This window comes from Streptomyces afghaniensis (assembly GCF_044327915.1).
GTDB lineage: Bacteria > Actinomycetota > Actinomycetes > Streptomycetales > Streptomycetaceae > Streptomyces > Streptomyces afghaniensis.
Genome location: NZ_JBIRGJ010000003.1, coordinates 479,696 through 495,138, shown reverse-complemented (window position 1 = coordinate 495,138; position 15,443 = coordinate 479,696). Strand labels below are relative to the sequence as shown.

Here is a 15,443-nt window from a genome sequence, read left to right as displayed (position 1 = left end):
CCGTGGAGCCCATCCGGGTCATGCTGGCCAAGCGACCGCCGGGAGCTGCCCCCGGCGTGCAGGGCGTCGCGGAACGCCTGCCGCTGCGGGACGACGCCGCCATGGCGCTGCTGACCGTCCACCACGAGCGTCCGAAGGCGCCGGCAGCGCCCGGACCGCTCCATTTCGGCTGCGGCCGGAAGTGGGCCGACACCGACTAGAAGGGCAACCCGATCAGCGGCACCACGACCGTCCTCGGCTACCCCCAGCCCGCCGACGCTCGGTTTCCCCGGCGACTCCCGTCTCGGCGCGCCCAGCACAGCGGGCCAGGCGTACCCAAGCTCGACGGCGCAGCGGGCCGCGACACCTCTGAGTGGACCGTCCCGAAGGCATAGCGGTCCGCTCTGCGTCGGGGCTGGTGGCTGGCTCGGTCTGTCGTCGCCGAGCTGCTCCCGCCGACGACCAGTGGATCAGTTCAGGGCCTCGATCGCGCGGAGGATCAGCGCACGGGCCTCAGCGCCGTACACGGCGAGTTCAGTAAGCCGCGCGAACGCCCGAAGGTAGATGTCCAGCTCTCCGGGTGCGGTGACGGTCACTTTCGCGGCCAGGAGCTCCACGTGAATGCGCACGTCGTCGAAGACCGTGAACTGCTCCAGCGGCCACATGATCCGTTCCCGGGAGGCCGTGGCGGGGATGATCCCCACTGACATGGAGGGGAGCGCCATGGCGGCGAGCAAACTGCCCAGTTGGGCCGCCATGACGTCTGTGCCGCCGACGCGGTGATGCAGGACGTTCTCCTCAATCAGCGTCGCGAACCGGTGGTCCCCTTCATGGACGACGCGCGATCGGCGCATACGGGCTTCGACGGCCTCGCTCACGTCGTCCGGGGTACCGCGGAAGCCTGCGATGGTGCCCATGAGGGCAGTTGCGTAGCCGGGCGTCTGAAGGTAACCGGGGATCACGTGGGAGGCGTACACGCGGAAGAGGCGCGTGCTCTCGTATCGCGGAGTGGAGGCCTCCTGCAACTGCTTCATGCCTGTCCGCTGGAGTCGCTTCCACTGGACGTACATGGAGTCGGCCTGGCGGTTGGCTGCGAGCAGGTCCACCGCCTGGCCCTCGGCGCCGCACGCGGTACACCAGGCGCGGATATCCGCGTCCGACGGAGCGGTTACGGCGTTCTCGATGCGAGACGACTTGGCGACGGACCAGCCGCAGCGGCGGGCGAGTTCCTTACCGGTGATACCCGCGTCCAGGCGCAGCTCCCGCAGACGGCCGGCGAGAGCCGAGCGCGCATCCTGCACGCTGGACGTGGGGAACGTGGACATGACTGGCTACTCGATCTCGTACTCGTCGTGTGGAACGGCGCGCTCCCACACCCTCTCAAACGCAGCGGCGTGCTGTTCCACCACGACGGGATCTTCGCACAGCTCCTTGCCGCTCCAGTGCCCGTCACCGGTGAAGTGATGGACGCGCATCAGCCGGCCATCGAAGATCCAAAGGTCGCTGCCCGGCAGCAGCAGATCCCACGCGTTGCGTCGTGGCAGCCAGCGCACCAGCTCACCCGCCTCAATGTTCGCGGTGGTCTGGTAGTGCTCCCAGCGGATGTAGTCGGTAAGCGGCTCGGACACCAGGCGGGCCCGGCGCACGGTTACGCCCCGAGCGACGGCGTCCGCGATGTCCTGGTGGAACGGCCGCCACCAGGAGGCGCGGTTCTCCCAGTCGACGCGTTCACCCCGCTGCCAGGCCTCAAAGCGCGGGTTGCTGTAGTAGGCATCCCTCATCTCCAGGTGGACGGCCGACTTCTCGGCACCAGCGAGGAGTTCACCGAATTCCGGAATCGAGCTCATCACACGCCCTCCTGATGATCGGGACCATTCGAGCCGGAATCCTGATGACCGTCTCGCCGGGCGGGATCGGCGCCCTGGCCGGAGAGAGCCTGTCGCACGTCGCGGTCGTCTCCTGGTCTGCCTCGTAGCTCTGGATCAGCAGGTCTGAGGTTTCCGTGTCCACCCAGACTGTCGGGCATCCGTCCTCGTCCGTCTCAGGGTCGATGCCGACGAAGTGAATGTTCATGGCGGCTTGCCTTCCGCGCTAGTCGGTTGCAGCGATTTACACAACGGTCATAGCCACGGGTCACACAGTCAAGGGCGCCCGTCATTCATCCCCCGAAGTGCTCAACTGCCGTGTAATTCGGTGCAACTTCGTGGCGACTCGGAGACGCAGCTTCCTAACGTCGGCAGTTACGAAGAACCCCGGCGAGGTGGTGGCCTCCCGGGGCAGGGCAAACGCTGCGAGGAGCGTCGACACCGTGAACGCTACAGGCTCAACAACCGTCGTCGAGTACCCGCCGGACCTCGCGACAATCCGCGAGACCGCGCACCAGGTGCTCGGCCCTGACAGCGCGCCGGAGGCCGTACCCCCGGCCGGGGAAGAGCTGGAGACCCTCACCGCCGCGCTGCGCGGTCACATCGAGCTGCTCGCCCCCGAGGTCGAGCGTGCGGCCGCCCTCCTGTCGGAGAACAGCCCCACCCGCTACGCCGCGTTGGCCTGCGTCGAGGAGGCACGAGGCAAGCTCCGCGCCCCCGAGCCCGGGTCCGCTGTGCTGGTCGGCAAAGTTCTGTACGCCCGGAGGCTCGCCCGCGTCCTGGCCGCCCTGTGCGATCACTACGAGATCGTCAGCGCGGGGATCGAAGTGACGTCCGAGCAGAGGGCGTTCGTGCGCCTGGCGGACCACTGCCTGAAGTGCCCGACGTGCCGGGCCGTGGACGACAAGGGCTGGAACGCCGGACTCCCCTGCGAGGAGGAGAGCAGGTTGTACGAGGCGTACCGGGCAGTACGCGCCCGCGCCTCCGCGGCTCGACTCGCTCGCCGCCACCCAGCGGAGGTCTCGGCATGACCTCGGCCGACACCGAATCCGCAACGCCCGCACCGGACGCTGACGACGAGTTCCGGGAGCTCGGCGAGCAGCTGCTCCGCACTGCGACATCGACCGCCTACCGCGCAGCCGTCCAGGCCCTGATCGAGGAACAGACGATCCTGTCGGTGCGGGCCGTGCGTCACGCCCTGATCGTCGACAGCGGGCGCGCCAGGAAGGCCAACTTCGAGGGGCTGTCGGGACGCCAGTACAACCTCGGTCTCGACCCGGAGCAGCACGCGTTCCTCGACCTGGTCCTGTCCATGGTCAGCATCGGCCGCACCAACATCTGCGTCGTACAGGACCTGGACGACCGCCGACTCCCGATCATCCTGCGGGCCATCCTTCGCCTGGCAGGCAACGAGGACCTCGCCGTCGGCCGGCGCCTGTAGCCGCCGCGGTCCCAGCCACCGGCCAGGGAGTGACATGACCGCTTCGCTCGTATCGCCCAACACCGTGCTTGCCAACGCCCTCACGGCTGCCGAGGACGTCCTCGCACCCCGCATACGGACCGCCAGCCCCGCGAGTATCGCCTTCGTCGTCGGCACACAGATCAACGGCGTCCCCCACCTCGGAACCTCCCTCGTCCAGTCCCTCACCTTCGCCGCCGCAGCCCGCGTGCGGGACCGCTTCAGCGTCCCCGTAGAGGTACGGTTCGGCGCCCTCGACAACGCCCCGCACGAGGTCGCCATCGACCAGACCTCCGGTCACCGGTACCAGCGTGCTTGCGCGCAGGCTCTCGGCGAGGAGGCGCTCGCGGCCCAGGTCGACGAGCTGTACCGGCCCCTGTTCGACGCTCTGTCCGAGCGGTTGTCGATCCCGTACGCGATCGAGATGTACTCACGACAGCAGGCTGACGAGCACTACCGGAGCACGTGGTTACGGGCGCACCGCCGTATTGACGCCGCCCGTTGGTGGCTCGACCCTGCGCACGGCACCCCACACGTCCGCGTACCGTGCCCCGCGCCGGCCTGCGGGTGGGCCGAGAAGCACGCCGAACAGACCCGCGTCCTGCTCGGCGACGAGCATGCCGTCGTGCACGCCGTCTGCCTCCACCACGGCCCCTACGAAGTCGTCATCACCCCGACCGGCGGCGGCCACCTCGACCTCGCCACGCTCTACCGCAACCTCGTCAAGGAGCTCGCGGCGACCACCGATCGCGACCACTTGTCCGTCATGGTCAAGGGCGGCGACTGGGTATTCGGCTCCGCCCTCGTCGACAACGCATTGACCGCCATCGGGCTCGTCGGGGCGCAGTTGCCCGCGCGACTGTTCTGCTCGCAGGTCGTGACGGATACGGGCGCCAAGCTGTCGAAGAGCCTCATCCGCGAGGGCAAGGCCTCGTTGCCTGACGGCTCCGCGCCGTGGATGCTCGACACCCGGATGTGGCCAGGCTCGTTGGCCGAGTACGCCGATCGGCTGCTCGACACGGCCGAGGTGGTCCTCTCCGACCCGCGGCACTTCTTCCGCTCGTACTCGGCCGGAGAACTCGGCCGTCTGATGTCCGCACCGACAAGGAGCGTCACCACCCCATGAGCAACACCAGGACTGGCCGCAGGCACGAGCTGAACCTGTACCGCCCGTACTTCGAGCTCGTCGCCTCCGGCCGCAAGACGATCGAGGTCCGGGTGAAGTATCCGCATCTGGCCGACATGGCTGAGGGTGACACGATCCGTTTTCGAATCAAGGGCACCGACGAGACGTGTGACGTCCGGGTGCTGCGGGTCTCCGAGTATCGCGACTTCGAGGCGCTCCTCGACGGCGAGGGACCGGCGAACGTGAACCCGACAGCGAGCCGCGGGCAGCAGCTCGCGAACATCCGGAGCATCTACCCGTCCGAGAAAGAGGCCCTCGGCGCTCTCGCGATCGAGATGGAACTGCTCGACGCGTAGTGCTCCGCGGCCCCGCGGGCGAGTCAAGCCAGTGAGGGGTGGACCTCCCTGCCCGATGACCGCCTGCACGCCCGCGATGGCCCCGTCCAGCGCGGTCAGCACTCCCTCTGTGGTCAGCCGGAACCCGGCGACCAGCAGCGGCAGCGTGTTGGAGCGGCCGCCGGCACGCCCGGCACGCCCGGCACGCCCGGTACGCCGGGCTGCTCGCGATCGACGCCGTCGGCATGGGCTACCGGCTGCTGGTGGCCGACCTCTGGTCCGTGTCCGGGCGCGTCGCCGACGGGACCGGACGTGCCGGGGTCGGGGCGGCCGACGCTGTGCGGGGCGCGGCCGTCGGGCGGGTGGCGTCGCCCGGGGCGTCCGTGCGGGGGTGGGTCGTTGCCGGGGCCGGGGCCTCGGACGGAACCGCCGATGAAGGTGAAGGCGAAGGCGTTGACGAAGGCGAAGGCGCCGAGGGAGAAGGCGTCGGTGCCGGGGTGGGAGGTGCCGTGGTCGCGGGGGGCGGGGCCATCGGGACCGTCGGGGAACGGGGATGCTCCGGGGCCGTGAGGCGCAGGGGGAGGGCGATGAGGGCCGCCGCCGCGCAGCACAGGCCGGCCCCGGCCGCGGCGCGCAGCACGCGTCGGCGGGTCGCCCTGCGGCGGATCACCTCGTACTGCCCGGGGGGCGCGCCCAGGTAGTCGGGGGAGGAGGGCCGCAGGATCACGGCGAGCGGGTCGTCGGGGTCGGACTCCCGGTCGTCCCAGTCGTCGTCAAGGCGTGTGGTCAAGGCTTCTCCTCAGGTGGACGCGGAGCAGTTCCCGGGCCGCGTGCAGGTCGGCCTTGACGGTTCCTTCCTTGCGCCCGGTCAGTACGGACACCTCCCGGATCGGCATGTCAGCGTAGTAGTGGAGGAGGATCGGGACGCGGAGTCGTTCCGGGAGCGACTGCACGAGCAGGCGCACCGACGGGTCGGCCTGCTCGGGGTGGGCCCGTACGGCGGCTTCCGAGGTGACGCGGTGCATGGCCCTGCGCTCGCGCTCCAGTTTGCGCCAGTGGTCCCGGACGAGGTTGGCCGCGGTGACGTAGAGGAAGCCGCGGGGTTCCGCCACGGACGTCCAGCGGGCCCAGAGCCGGGTGAACGCCTCCGAGGCGATCTCGTGCGCCGTCTCGTCGTCGTCGACGAGCCGGCGGCACCAGCCGGCCAGGCGCGGGTAGAGGGCGGCGAACAGTTCGGACGCGGCCTTCTCACGGGACCGTTTCAACGCTCTCCAGAGGTGGGGGACTCGGTGCCGCTCAGCACGGCGAACACGATCACGTTGTCCGCGTATACGTCGCCGGTACGCGCTCCGCCGCACGTGATCAGCCGCAGCTCCGGGCGGTCCACGTTCCCATAGACGTCGTCCACCGGGAAGCGGGTTCTGGGGACGGTCCGTACCGCCGTGACGGCGAACTCCGCCGCCGTGCCGTTCTCCAGGCGCGCCACGATCCGGTCGCCGCGGTGCAGCCCGGCGAGGTGGCGGAAGACGCCGTCGCCGTACCTGCCGACCGTGACGTGCCCGAGGATCACCGACGGTCCGGTCCGGCCCGGTGTCGGCGAGTGCCGGTACCAGCCCGCCCGGTCGTCCGCCGTCACCGGCGGCACCCGCACGGTGCCGTCCGGGGCCAGACCCAGACTGATGACGGGGGTGTCGACATCGATCGCGGGGATCAGCAGCCGGACCGGGACGGAACGGGCCAGGGGGCGCGCCGCGTTGGCCGGGACCGACCGGGACGGAGCCTGCGGCCGTGGTGCGGTGGTCCCGGAGTCCGGCGTCGTCGGCTGCGCCCCGTGGTCCGCGCATGCCGTGAGCAGGGACGCGAGCGCCGCCGTGGTGAACGCGCGCCTGGAGAACGGGGTCATGCCCGGGTCGCCCGGCGGCGCCGTACGACGAGGAGCGTCCCGCCGCCCACGGCGAGCACCGCGGCGGCGCCCGCGCCGGCCGCCGTACCGCCGGCGCCGGAGGCCGGGGACGCCTCCGTCACACCGGTGTCGGGCGCCCCGCTGGGCACGACGGAGACCTGGTCGCCGGCCGGTGCCCGGGTCGGTTCGGCACTCGGGACCGGGGTGGCGTCGGCCGGCGCGCGGGTCGGCTCGGCAGGGGCGGCCGTCGGTTCGGCGCTCTCCGCCGGCCGGGGCGCGGGCGCGGCGGTCGTCGGGACCGGGCTCGGGGTCGTGGCCGCGTCCGCGAACGCGGGGCCGGTGCCCAGGAGTACGGCGGTGCCCGCGAGGGCCAGGGCGGTGAGGACGGTTCGGCGCATGGGAACGCTCTCCTTCGTCGGTCCCGCCCGGTGAAGGGCGGGGTGCGTGACGGGTCGAGCGGAGAGACGAGGCGGCCGCGGGGCAGGTTGTAAAGAGATGGCAAAGTCCGTGCCGGGGCCGAGCCGCGAAATAATCGGCTGCGCAAGGGAGTCGGCGGCGATAGCATCCCGGCGATGACGACTCACTCTGTTGACAGATTGGGGGTCCCGTCCGCGCCAGGTGAGTGCTGATGCTCACCCACACCGCGAACGGGGACTCCCCGCTTTCCGTCGAGCCGCTTTCCGTCGAACCGCTTTCCTTCTGGCCGCGCGTGCGCGAGTTCGCCGTGCCGCCCTCCGTGATCGAGACCGCGACGGCCCGGCGCCGCGCCGGGGACTGGGCGGGCGCGTGTGCCGCCGCGGGCGTCGACGTCGACCTCCAGCCGCGTGCCGTGGCCCGGGCCCACGGCCGGGAACTCGCCGCCCGGCTCCGGGACGACCTTCGTCACCTGGCCCCCGACCTGCTGCGCTGGCACCTGCCGAGGATCGCCCCCGACGGGCTGCTGCGGCCGGGGCTGACCATCCCCCTGGCCCGGTACGACGAGGCCGGGCAGGACGGCGTCAGTCCGCTGCACCTCGTGGTGCGGACGCCGCCGGCCTGGGCGGACGCCGGTCAGCGGATCAGCCTCGCCCTGTGGGACGCGTCCCACGCGCAGGCCGCCGACCGCCGCCATCCGCATCCCCGTCCGAGCCGGCGGTTCCGCCTCGACCTGCACCGCCACCTGTGGGATGCGCGCCGGGCCGGTGAGCTGGGGGTGCGGTGCGGGGCCGAACGGCCGCCCGGTGACGACCGTTCGGACGTATCCAGGGATACGGCCATGGATACGTCCATGGATGCGGAGCCGGCCGGGCTGCTGCCGCCGGGGCACCACTGTGCCGTCGACCGCTGGGCCGCCGAGGCGGCGATCCTGCTGCGTGCCGAAGGGCGTTCGAGCGGCAGGGTCTGCGTGCGGCTCGGTGCGCGCAAGCGGCTCGTGCTGGACGTGTCCGACGGGGCCGTGGTGGCGTACGGGCACCGGGGTGACTCCTCGCTGCCCGTCCTGCCCGATGCCGCGACCTGGGTGCTGCCCGACCTGGAACTGCTCCGGGCCGGGGCGCTCGACGCCGGACGGCTGCATCCGCTGGTCGCCTCCGCGTTGGGGGTGGAACGGGTACCGGCCGACACCTCCGGGGTGCGGCAACGGGCCGGTGATCCACGCCTGGTGGAGTGCCGGGGCGCCCGGCACCGGATCGGCCTGGTCGACGGTGTGCTCGCCGCGCTGGACCACGACCCGGCCGAGATCAGGCGCGAGGAGCTGCTGGTCGCCCTCGGCGGGCCCCCGCTGCCCTGCCTGCGGGCCATCGACGACGCACACCGCCGCCCCGACTGCCTCACCGGCGTCCGTGAACGCCTCGACCACGGCGACGTCACCGGCGCGCTGGCCGTCGTGGAGGGCCTGCTCGGCCCCGAGGCGGTGCTGCGCAACGGCCCGCTGCGGGACGCGCTGGAGACGGCGGCGCGGCGGCGCATCGCCTACGGACTGTTCCGGGCGGGCCTGGACGGGCCCTCGCCCGGCAGCCTGCGCCCCTGGGACCGCCGCCGTTCCCGTGACCACGGACCGCGCCCGCGCCACATGTGACCTCGCCCTGCGTCCCTCCCTCACCCCCGAAAACCTTCAGCCCCTCCCAGACCCACAGGTGATCACACATGCCCTCACGCATCACGTCCACGGCCCGCACCGCCACCCAACTCGACACCGCCGGCGACCTGTTGTCCCTGCTGCGCGACACCACCACCGAACCCCGCCCCGACACCCAGCTGGAGGCCCTGACCCTGGCTGTGGCCGCGGACCTGCCCGTGCTGCTGTGGGGCGAGCCGGGCATCGGCAAGACGGCGGCCCTCACCCAGCTCGCCACCGCCCTGGACCTGCCGCTGACCACGGTGATCGCCAGCGTGCACGAGCCGTCCGACTTCTCGGGGCTGCCGATCGTCGGCGACGACCCCGCCGAACAGGGCGTCCCGATGGCCCCGCCGGACTGGGCCGTACGACTGGTGCGGGCCGGCCGGGGGCTGCTCTTCCTCGACGAACTCTCCACCGCGCCGCCCGCCGTCCAGGCCGCCCTGCTCCGGCTCGTGCTGGAGCGGCGGATCGGCGCGCTGCGGCTGCCGCCCGGCGTGCGGATCGTGGCCGCCGCCAACCCGCGTTCCTCGGCCGCCGACGGCTGGGAACTGAGCCCGCCGCTCGCCAACCGCTTCGTCCATCTGCAGTGGGCGCACGACACCGAGGTCGTCGTACGCGGCCTCGGCGGGACCTGGCCCCGGGCGACCCTGCCCCGGCTCGACCCCGGGAAGCTGCCGGAGGCCGTGGCCTTCGCCCGGCGTGCCGTGTGCGGGCTGCTCTCCGCACGCCCCGGGCTCGTGCACCGGCTGCCCAGCGGCGAGACCCGCCGGGGCGGGCCCTGGCCGTCGCCCCGGAGCTGGGAGATGACCCTGCACCTGATCGCCTTCGCGACCGCCGCCGGCTCCTCCCGGGACGTCCTGTCGCTGCTGGTGCGCGGCACCGTCGGGGACGGGCCGGGCCTGGAACTGCTGGCGAGCATCGACCGGATGGACCTCCCGGACCCCGAGACGCTCCTGGCCGACCCGGCCGGTGCGGTCCTGCCAGAGCGGGGGGATCTGCGCCAGGCCGCCCTGGACGGCGTCGTCGCCGCGGTCCGGAGCCGTCCGGAGAGGTCCCGCTGGGATGCGGCGTGGGCGCTCCTGGTCAGGGCGGTGGAGAGCGGACCCCCGGACGTGGTGGTGGTCCCCGCGACCACGCTCGCCGCACTGCGCCGGGAGGACTGGGACGTACCGGCGACGATCGAGAGTCTCGCCGGAGTGGTGTCCCTGTCCCGCCGAGCGGACGATGCGGCGGCCCGGACGAAGCCGTCGGCCACGGCGAAGGCGGTCCGATGACCGCGCGGGAGCCGGGCACGCCCCCGGCGCCGAACACCCCCGCAGCGGCCGGCCACCCCGCCACCCCCGGCAGCCTCGACCGCGCCAAACTCTTCGCCGCCCGCCTGCACGCCGCCCGGGTCCGCCCCTACCTCGCCACCGCCCTCTTCGCCCTGCACGTCGTGGAGTCGCGCCGGGTGCCGACGATGAGCGTCGACCGGCACTGGCGCTGCTACGTCTCGCCGGTGTTCGTGGACCGTACGCCCCTCGAGGAACTGGCCGGCGTGTGGGTGCACGAGGTCTCCCACCTCCTGCGCGACCACCACGGACGCAGCGACCGGGTCGCCCGGGAGCGCGAGTTGCACGGACCGGCGGAGCGGCTGCGGATGAACATCGCCGCGGACTTCGAGATCAACGACGACGTCTACGGCGACGGCCTGGTCCGCCCGGAGGGAGTCGTCGAACCGCGGCTGCTGGGCCTGGCCGAGGACCAGTTGATGGAGGACTACCTGCGGCAGTTCGGCGTCGGCCCGCGCACGCGGGACCTGGCCTGGCTGGACTGCGGCAGCGGCGCCGACGGCATGGACCGTGAGTGGGAACTCGGCCCGGACGGCGCGCACGGCCTGAGCGAGCAGGATCGCGACGCGGTGCGCTTCCGGGTCGCGCAGGGCATCACCGGCCGCCCCGGCAACGCCCCGCAGGGCTGGCGACGCTGGGCCGAGGAGGCCTTCCACCCACCTCAGCCCTGGCGGGAGTTGCTGGGCGCGGCGGTCCGCTCGGCCGCGTCCGGCCCGGGCGGGGGCGAGGACTACACCTACGGCCGCCCGGCCCGGCGTTCGGTCGCGGTGCCCGGCACGGTGCTGCCGAGCCTGAGACGGCGCCCGCCCCGGGTGGCCGTCATCATCGACACCTCCGGGTCGGTCAGCGACGCCGAACTGGGCAGCGCGCTCCTGGAGGTGGCCGCGATCTCCCGGGCGGTGGGCGGACGTCGCGACCTGGTCACCGTCGTGCCCTGCGACGCCTCGGCCGGTCTCGCCCGCCGCCTGTGCCGTGCCGAGGGCATCCCGCTCACGGGCGGCGGGGGCACGGACCTCCGGGCCGGTTTCGCCCGCGCCCTCAGCTCCCGCCCGGCCCCCGACGTCATCGTCGCCCTCACCGACGGCCAGACTCCCTGGCCGGGCAGCCGCCCACCCTGCCGCACGGTGGTGGGGCTGTTCCCCCGCCAGTACCGGAGTCACGCCTACGACGAGTCCGACCCCGAGTACGTCCCGGACACACCTCCGGCGTGGGCCCGCGTGGTGGACATCGGCTCCTGAACGCCCTACGGCCTGTGCAGCAGCCCCCGTTCCATCGCCACCACCACCGCCCTCGTGCGGTCGTTGACGTCCAGCTTGGCGAACAGGCGGAGCAGGTGGGTCTTCACCGTGGCCTCGGCGATGACGAGGCGGCGGCCGATCTCGGCGTTGGTCAGGCCGTCCGCGACCGCGTTCAGGACGTCCGCCTCCCGGGCGGTGAGCGGGATCTGGGCGGGCTGGCGCATGCGGGCGACCAGGCGTTCGGCGACCCGGGGCGCCAGCACCGTCTCCCCGCGCGCCGCCGCGTGGATCGCGTCGGCGAGTTGCTCACGGGTGGTGTCCTTGAGGAGATAGCCGATCGCCCCGGCCTCCACCGCGCGCTCGATCTCCGCGTCGGTGTCGTACGTCGTCAGGATCAGCACCCGGGTGCGGGGGAAGCGCGTCACGATCTCGGTCGTGGTCGCCACTCCGTCCAGCACCGGCATCCGCAGGTCGACCAGGGCGACATCGGGCTCGTGGCGTTCGACCAGGCCGAGGGCCGCGCGGCCGTCGCCGGCCTCGCCGACGATCTCGATGCCGGTCTCGGAGGCGAGGAGGGCCACCACTCCGGCCCGCATGACGGTGTGGTCGTCCACGACGATGATGCGCAGGGGGCTGCCGGTCATGCCGTCGCCTCGCTCTCCGCGGCGGTCGGCGGTATCAGCGCCAGCACCCGCGTCCCGTCGCCCACCGAACTCGTCACTGTCAGTCTCCCGCCCAGCTCCGCCAGCCGTTTGCGCATTCCGTCCAGGCCGAAGCCCGACGACGACTCCACCACGAACCCGGTCCCGTCGTCGGTGATCTCGAGCTCCACTCCGTACGGCTGCCGGGCCAGGACCACGCCGACCGTGGAGGCGCGGGCGTGCTTGCGCACGTTGGCCAGGGACTCCTGGGTGCAGCGCAGCAGCGCGATCCGGGTCTGCTGGTCGCACTCCAGGTCCGCCAGGTCGGCGTCGACCGTCAGGCCGGTGTCCTCCGCGAAACGGTCCAGGGTCCGGCGGAGGGTCTGCGCCACCGACCCGGCGGCCGCCTGGCCGGGGCGCTGGGGCGAGCCGACCAGTTCCCGGGCCTCGGCGAGGTTCTCCCGGGCCGTCGACTCGATCGACCGCAACTGCTGGGCGCTGCGCGCCGGTTCCGTGCCGAGCCCCGCCCGGGCCGCCTCGGCCAGCACGATGATCGAGGCGAAGCCCTGCGCGAGGGTGTCGTGGATCTCGCGTGCCATCCGCTCCCGCTCGTCCGCCGCGCCCTGCCGCTGGTGCGCCTCGGACAACTCGGCCTGAGCCTGCTCCAGTTCGTTGATCAGCTGGGCCCGCTCGGCGCTCTGCCCGACCACCGAATGGGCCCACAGCCCGATCAGCGCCCCCACGGCGACGACGAGCACCGTGGACACGAGCGTCTCGGTGAGGAACTCCACGGTCAGGCCGTCCTGCCGCAGCACGCTCGCGGCCAGCGTCGCGGCCGCGGCGAGCCCCAGGAACACCATCGAGGCCCTCGGCGTCCGCCCGAACATCCAGTAGTGCGGCAGCGTCACCATGAACAGCGCCGCGTAGTTGCCCCGCAGATACGCCAGCCCGCCGAGCGCGACCACCAGCACCGACAGATAGACGTGCGGCCGTACGACCGGATTGGCCGGGAAGCGGTCCAGGACCGCGTACGACAGCACCACGCCGCCCAGCAGGGCCAGCGCCGCGTACTTGCTCCCGCCGGGCCGGTCGATGGCGACGAGCCCGGCGGCCATCACGGCGAACAGCAGCCAGCACACCGTGTTCCAGCGGCGCAGTGACGTGGCCCAGAGGGCGTCGGGGGTGGCCTCGGCGAGAGCGGTCATGCTGGTCAACGTACGTCGACCGCCGGGCGGGAGGGAGAGTTTTTCCCAGGGGCGGCCGCCTCCCGGCGCCCCGGGCGCGAGGGCCACCAGCTCGCCTCGCCCAGCAGCAGCATCGCCGCCGGCAGCACCATCACCCGGACCACGAACGCGTCGATCAGCACGGCCGCCGCCAGGACGAAGCCCATCTGCTTCATCTCGATGATGTGCAGGAAGACGAAGCTGGCGAACACCGTCGTCATCACGACCGCCGCGCTGGTCACCACGCTCGCCGAGGAACGGATCCCGTCCAGCACGGCCTGCCGGGTGGGCACGCCCGCGAGCGCCGCCTCCCGGATGCGGCTCACCACGAACACCTGGTAGTCCATCGAGAGACCGAAGAGGATCACGAAGAGGAACAGCGGCACGCGCGACCCGATCGACCCGGTGGACTCGAAGTCCAGCAGCCCCTCGGCCCACGTCCCCTGGAAGACCAGCACGAGCAGCCCGAGCGCCGCCGCGGCCGACAGCAGGTTCAGGGCGACGCCGAGCAGCCCGAGCACCACCGAACGGAAGGCGTACACGGTCATCGCGAACGTCACCAGCAGCAACGCGCCCAGCACCAGGGGCAGTTTGCCGTTCTGGTGGGCGGGATAGTCGGCGTAGCGGGCGACGTCCCCGGACACGCCGTACTCGGCGCCGGTGATCCGGCCGACGGTCGCGGGCAGGAAGTCGTCCCGGAGCCGGTCCAGGGAGTCGTACGCCTCCTCGGAGTTGCCGAGGTGGGGCACCTTCAGGTCGAGGGTGCTGGTGCGGTCGTCGGCGGACGACCGTATCCGCGAGCCCTCGGTGAACAGCGGGTCGGCTCCGGCGCGCCGGGCCACCTCGCGCAGGGCGGCGGAGACCTCCTCCGACCGCGAGGCATCGGCACGCACGACGACCTGGTGGGTCACCCGCCGCTCCGGGAACGCCTCGTTGAGCCGGTCGTAGACCTGCATCGCGGGGATGTCGCGGGAGTGCGTGTCCCGGCTCATCTCGGTGATCTTCAGTCCGGCCAGCGGGACGACGAGGGCGAGGAGCGCGACGACCGAGACGCACAGGGTCGCGAGCGGATGCCGGGCGGCGGGCCGCAGCAGAGCACTCCACACCCGGCCGCCACTGGTCCCGCCGCGCATCCGGCGTACGGGCTTTCCGCGCTCGGCCCGCCGCAGCGCCCGGCGTTCCGCGCGCCGCCCCAGCCTGACCAGCAGCGCGGGCAGGGCCGTCAGCGAACTGGCCACCGAGACCAGGACGACCACGATGGTGCCGGTCGCGAGGGAGGAGAAGATCACGTCGGAGGCCAGGTACAGCGTCGCCGTGGAGGCGACCACCGCGAGACCGGAGACCACGACCGCCCGGCCCGAGGTCGCGGCGGCCAGCTCCACCAGCGCCTCGGAGGAGAGCCGCCCGCCGGAGCGGGCCCGTTCCTCCCGCTCGCGCTTGAGGTAGAAGAGCGTGTAGTCGACGCCGACCGCGAGGCCGATCATCAGGATGACGTTCGTGCCGACCCCGGCGTCGGGCGAGATGTGCGAGACGACCATGGAGAGTCCGACCGCCGCCGCGATCGACGACAGCGCCAGCAGCAACGGCACCCCGGCCATGGTGACCGACCCGAACACCACCAGCAGCGTGAGCAGGGTGACCGGCAGGGTGATCGCCTCGGACAGGGCCAGGTCGTCACTTCGCTGCTGGTCGACGCCCTTGCTGACGGAGGGACTTCCGGTCTCCTCCAGCAGCAGTCCGGGGTGGCTCTTCTGCACCGCCGCGGTCTGCGCCACGAGGGCGTCGACCTTGTCCTTCGCGTCCCGCTCCTCGCCCTTCAGCGCCACCTCGACCATCAGGATCCGTCTGTCCTCGGACAGCAACGGGTCGGCGACGCCCGCCACATCGGGCAGCCGCCGCATCCGGTCGGCCAGGTCTCCTGCGGCGGCCCGGGCGGCGCCCTCGTCGAGGGCACCGCCGGAGCGGGAGGAGATCAGCACCTGCTCGGCGGACCTGCGCTCCAGATGCGCCTCGGCCGCCAGGGCCTCGGCGCGGCCGGCCTCGCCGACCCGGAAGTCCGCCGTCCTCGCACTGTTCGTGCCGACGGCACTGCCGACGCCCAGACACAGGGCCACGAACACCAGCCAGCCGACGATCGCCCGCCAGGGGTGCCGCGCACTCCAGCGCGCCACCCGCACAGTCAATGAGTTCATGCCCAAGAGCCTGGCTGAGCTGGGCAGTTGCGGGACAGAGGTACTCGGTTGAA

The 15,443-nt window shown here is 72.5% G+C and carries 18 protein-coding genes; 8 read left to right on the top strand and 10 right to left on the bottom strand.

All coding sequences use genetic code 11. The features are described 5' to 3' along the window. Positions 1 to 2 precede the first annotated feature (2 nt). Complete coding sequence (locus ACH4G3_RS12630) at positions 3 to 200, top strand: hypothetical protein (RefSeq protein ID WP_397624445.1); 198 nt, start codon at positions 3 to 5, stop codon at positions 198 to 200. Between the two features lie 249 nt (positions 201 to 449). Here the strand turns inward: ACH4G3_RS12630 and ACH4G3_RS12625 are convergent, their stop codons facing one another. The 3 genes from ACH4G3_RS12625 to ACH4G3_RS12615 are packed head-to-tail and all read right to left on the bottom strand — an operon-like array spanning position 450 to position 2,052. Continuing rightward, positions 450 to 1,304 (bottom strand): helix-turn-helix domain-containing protein, encoded by an 855-nt coding sequence (locus tag ACH4G3_RS12625; protein ID WP_397624444.1) that lies wholly within the window; start codon positions 1,302 to 1,304, stop codon positions 450 to 452. A gap of 6 nt (positions 1,305 to 1,310) precedes the next feature. Beyond that, the gene (locus tag ACH4G3_RS12620) at positions 1,311 to 1,826 is read right to left on the bottom strand and encodes a DUF6879 family protein (RefSeq protein WP_397624443.1); all 516 of its coding nucleotides are present in this window, start codon (positions 1,824 to 1,826) and stop codon (positions 1,311 to 1,313) included. Further along, a complete protein-coding gene (locus ACH4G3_RS12615; protein ID WP_397624442.1) occupies positions 1,801 to 2,052 on the bottom strand; it encodes a hypothetical protein in 252 nt (83 codons plus the stop codon). The genes ACH4G3_RS12620 and ACH4G3_RS12615 overlap by 26 nt, the downstream gene beginning before the upstream one ends. A gap of 235 nt (positions 2,053 to 2,287) precedes the next feature. Between ACH4G3_RS12615 and ACH4G3_RS12610 the strand changes: the two genes are divergently transcribed. Genes ACH4G3_RS12610 through ACH4G3_RS12595 form a run of 4 tightly spaced genes read left to right on the top strand, consistent with a single transcriptional unit; the run spans position 2,288 to position 4,785 of the window. Further along, positions 2,288 to 2,875: a DUF6415 family natural product biosynthesis protein gene (locus ACH4G3_RS12610; protein WP_397624441.1), complete on the top strand. Its 588-nt coding sequence runs from the start codon at positions 2,288 to 2,290 to the stop codon at positions 2,873 to 2,875. Then, on the top strand, positions 2,872 to 3,285 hold the full coding sequence (locus ACH4G3_RS12605) for a hypothetical protein (RefSeq protein ID WP_397624440.1): 414 nt from the start codon (positions 2,872 to 2,874) through the stop codon (positions 3,283 to 3,285). The genes ACH4G3_RS12610 and ACH4G3_RS12605 overlap by 4 nt, the downstream gene beginning before the upstream one ends. A 34-nt stretch (positions 3,286 to 3,319) precedes the next feature. Beyond that, positions 3,320 to 4,429, top strand: coding sequence for a hypothetical protein (locus tag ACH4G3_RS12600; RefSeq protein WP_397624439.1), 1,110 nt, complete (start codon positions 3,320 to 3,322; stop codon positions 4,427 to 4,429). Next, positions 4,426 to 4,785 (top strand): ASCH domain-containing protein, encoded by a 360-nt coding sequence (locus ACH4G3_RS12595; RefSeq protein WP_397624438.1) that lies wholly within the window; start codon positions 4,426 to 4,428, stop codon positions 4,783 to 4,785. The genes ACH4G3_RS12600 and ACH4G3_RS12595 overlap by 4 nt, the downstream gene beginning before the upstream one ends. Before the next feature lie 229 nt (positions 4,786 to 5,014). On the opposite strand, the gene ACH4G3_RS12590 is transcribed toward ACH4G3_RS12595, so the two are convergent. From ACH4G3_RS12590 to ACH4G3_RS12575, 4 genes are read right to left on the bottom strand one after another with little or no spacing between them, the layout of a single operon-like run. Continuing rightward, positions 5,015 to 5,554, bottom strand: a complete 540-nt coding sequence (locus ACH4G3_RS12590; protein ID WP_397624437.1) for a hypothetical protein — start codon at positions 5,552 to 5,554, stop codon at positions 5,015 to 5,017. Further along, positions 5,538 to 6,029, bottom strand: coding sequence for an RNA polymerase sigma factor (locus ACH4G3_RS12585; RefSeq protein WP_010032387.1), 492 nt, complete (start codon positions 6,027 to 6,029; stop codon positions 5,538 to 5,540). The genes ACH4G3_RS12590 and ACH4G3_RS12585 overlap by 17 nt, the downstream gene beginning before the upstream one ends. Then, a complete protein-coding gene (locus ACH4G3_RS12580; RefSeq protein WP_397624436.1) occupies positions 6,026 to 6,667 on the bottom strand; it encodes a class F sortase in 642 nt (213 codons plus the stop codon). The genes ACH4G3_RS12585 and ACH4G3_RS12580 overlap by 4 nt, the downstream gene beginning before the upstream one ends. Further along, a complete protein-coding gene (locus ACH4G3_RS12575) occupies positions 6,664 to 7,065 on the bottom strand; it encodes a sortase-dependent protein (RefSeq protein ID WP_397624435.1) in 402 nt (133 codons plus the stop codon). The genes ACH4G3_RS12580 and ACH4G3_RS12575 overlap by 4 nt, the downstream gene beginning before the upstream one ends. Before the next feature lie 230 nt (positions 7,066 to 7,295). Here ACH4G3_RS12575 and ACH4G3_RS12570 point away from each other — a divergent pair, with 230 nt between their 5' ends. The 3 genes from ACH4G3_RS12570 (at position 7,296) to ACH4G3_RS12560 (ending at position 11,334) form a co-directional block, all read left to right on the top strand. Further along, positions 7,296 to 8,723, top strand: coding sequence for a hypothetical protein (locus ACH4G3_RS12570; protein ID WP_397624434.1), 1,428 nt, complete (start codon positions 7,296 to 7,298; stop codon positions 8,721 to 8,723). A 68-nt stretch (positions 8,724 to 8,791) separates the two neighbouring features. Then, complete coding sequence (locus tag ACH4G3_RS12565; RefSeq protein WP_397624433.1) at positions 8,792 to 10,039, top strand: AAA family ATPase; 1,248 nt, start codon at positions 8,792 to 8,794, stop codon at positions 10,037 to 10,039. Further along, positions 10,036 to 11,334 carry a vWA domain-containing protein gene (locus ACH4G3_RS12560; protein ID WP_397624432.1) on the top strand — a complete coding sequence of 433 codons (1,299 nt, stop codon included), beginning with the start codon at positions 10,036 to 10,038 and terminating at the stop codon, positions 11,332 to 11,334. Before ACH4G3_RS12565 ends, ACH4G3_RS12560 begins: the two co-directional genes overlap by 4 nt. 5 nt (positions 11,335 to 11,339) lie before the next feature. On the opposite strand, the gene ACH4G3_RS12555 is transcribed toward ACH4G3_RS12560, so the two are convergent. The 3 genes from ACH4G3_RS12555 to ACH4G3_RS12545 are packed head-to-tail and all read right to left on the bottom strand — an operon-like array spanning position 11,340 to position 15,390. Then, positions 11,340 to 11,978 carry a response regulator gene (locus tag ACH4G3_RS12555; RefSeq protein ID WP_397624431.1) on the bottom strand — a complete coding sequence of 213 codons (639 nt, stop codon included), beginning with the start codon at positions 11,976 to 11,978 and terminating at the stop codon, positions 11,340 to 11,342. Then, a complete protein-coding gene (locus tag ACH4G3_RS12550) occupies positions 11,975 to 13,180 on the bottom strand; it encodes a sensor histidine kinase (protein WP_397624430.1) in 1,206 nt (401 codons plus the stop codon). The genes ACH4G3_RS12555 and ACH4G3_RS12550 overlap by 4 nt, the downstream gene beginning before the upstream one ends. Positions 13,181 to 13,185: 5 nt before the next feature. Beyond that, the gene (locus tag ACH4G3_RS12545; protein ID WP_397624429.1) at positions 13,186 to 15,390 is read right to left on the bottom strand and encodes an MMPL family transporter; all 2,205 of its coding nucleotides are present in this window, start codon (positions 15,388 to 15,390) and stop codon (positions 13,186 to 13,188) included. Positions 15,391 to 15,443 lie beyond the last annotated feature (53 nt).

What these genes read in the sequence shown, in the direction of transcription:
- ACH4G3_RS12625 (WP_397624444.1), bottom strand. Translation starts at nt 1,304, where the DNA reads ATGTCCACGTTCCCCACGTCCAGCGTGCAGGATGCGCGCTCGGCTCTC.
- ACH4G3_RS12620 (WP_397624443.1), bottom strand. Translation starts at nt 1,826, where the DNA reads ATGAGCTCGATTCCGGAATTCGGTGAACTCCTCGCTGGTGCCGAGAAG.
- ACH4G3_RS12615 (WP_397624442.1), bottom strand. Translation starts at nt 2,052, where the DNA reads ATGAACATTCACTTCGTCGGCATCGACCCTGAGACGGACGAGGACGGA.
- ACH4G3_RS12605 (WP_397624440.1), top strand. Translation starts at nt 2,872, where the DNA reads ATGACCTCGGCCGACACCGAATCCGCAACGCCCGCACCGGACGCTGAC.
- ACH4G3_RS12600 (WP_397624439.1), top strand. Translation starts at nt 3,320, where the DNA reads ATGACCGCTTCGCTCGTATCGCCCAACACCGTGCTTGCCAACGCCCTC.
- ACH4G3_RS12595 (WP_397624438.1), top strand. Translation starts at nt 4,426, where the DNA reads ATGAGCAACACCAGGACTGGCCGCAGGCACGAGCTGAACCTGTACCGC.
- ACH4G3_RS12580 (WP_397624436.1), bottom strand. Translation starts at nt 6,667, where the DNA reads ATGACCCCGTTCTCCAGGCGCGCGTTCACCACGGCGGCGCTCGCGTCC.
- ACH4G3_RS12575 (WP_397624435.1), bottom strand. Translation starts at nt 7,065, where the DNA reads ATGCGCCGAACCGTCCTCACCGCCCTGGCCCTCGCGGGCACCGCCGTA.
- ACH4G3_RS12570 (WP_397624434.1), top strand. Translation starts at nt 7,296, where the DNA reads ATGCTCACCCACACCGCGAACGGGGACTCCCCGCTTTCCGTCGAGCCG.
- ACH4G3_RS12565 (WP_397624433.1), top strand. Translation starts at nt 8,792, where the DNA reads ATGCCCTCACGCATCACGTCCACGGCCCGCACCGCCACCCAACTCGAC.
- ACH4G3_RS12560 (WP_397624432.1), top strand. Translation starts at nt 10,036, where the DNA reads ATGACCGCGCGGGAGCCGGGCACGCCCCCGGCGCCGAACACCCCCGCA.
- ACH4G3_RS12555 (WP_397624431.1), bottom strand. Translation starts at nt 11,978, where the DNA reads ATGACCGGCAGCCCCCTGCGCATCATCGTCGTGGACGACCACACCGTC.
- ACH4G3_RS12550 (WP_397624430.1), bottom strand. Translation starts at nt 13,180, where the DNA reads ATGACCGCTCTCGCCGAGGCCACCCCCGACGCCCTCTGGGCCACGTCA.
- ACH4G3_RS12545 (WP_397624429.1), bottom strand. Translation starts at nt 15,390, where the DNA reads ATGAACTCATTGACTGTGCGGGTGGCGCGCTGGAGTGCGCGGCACCCC.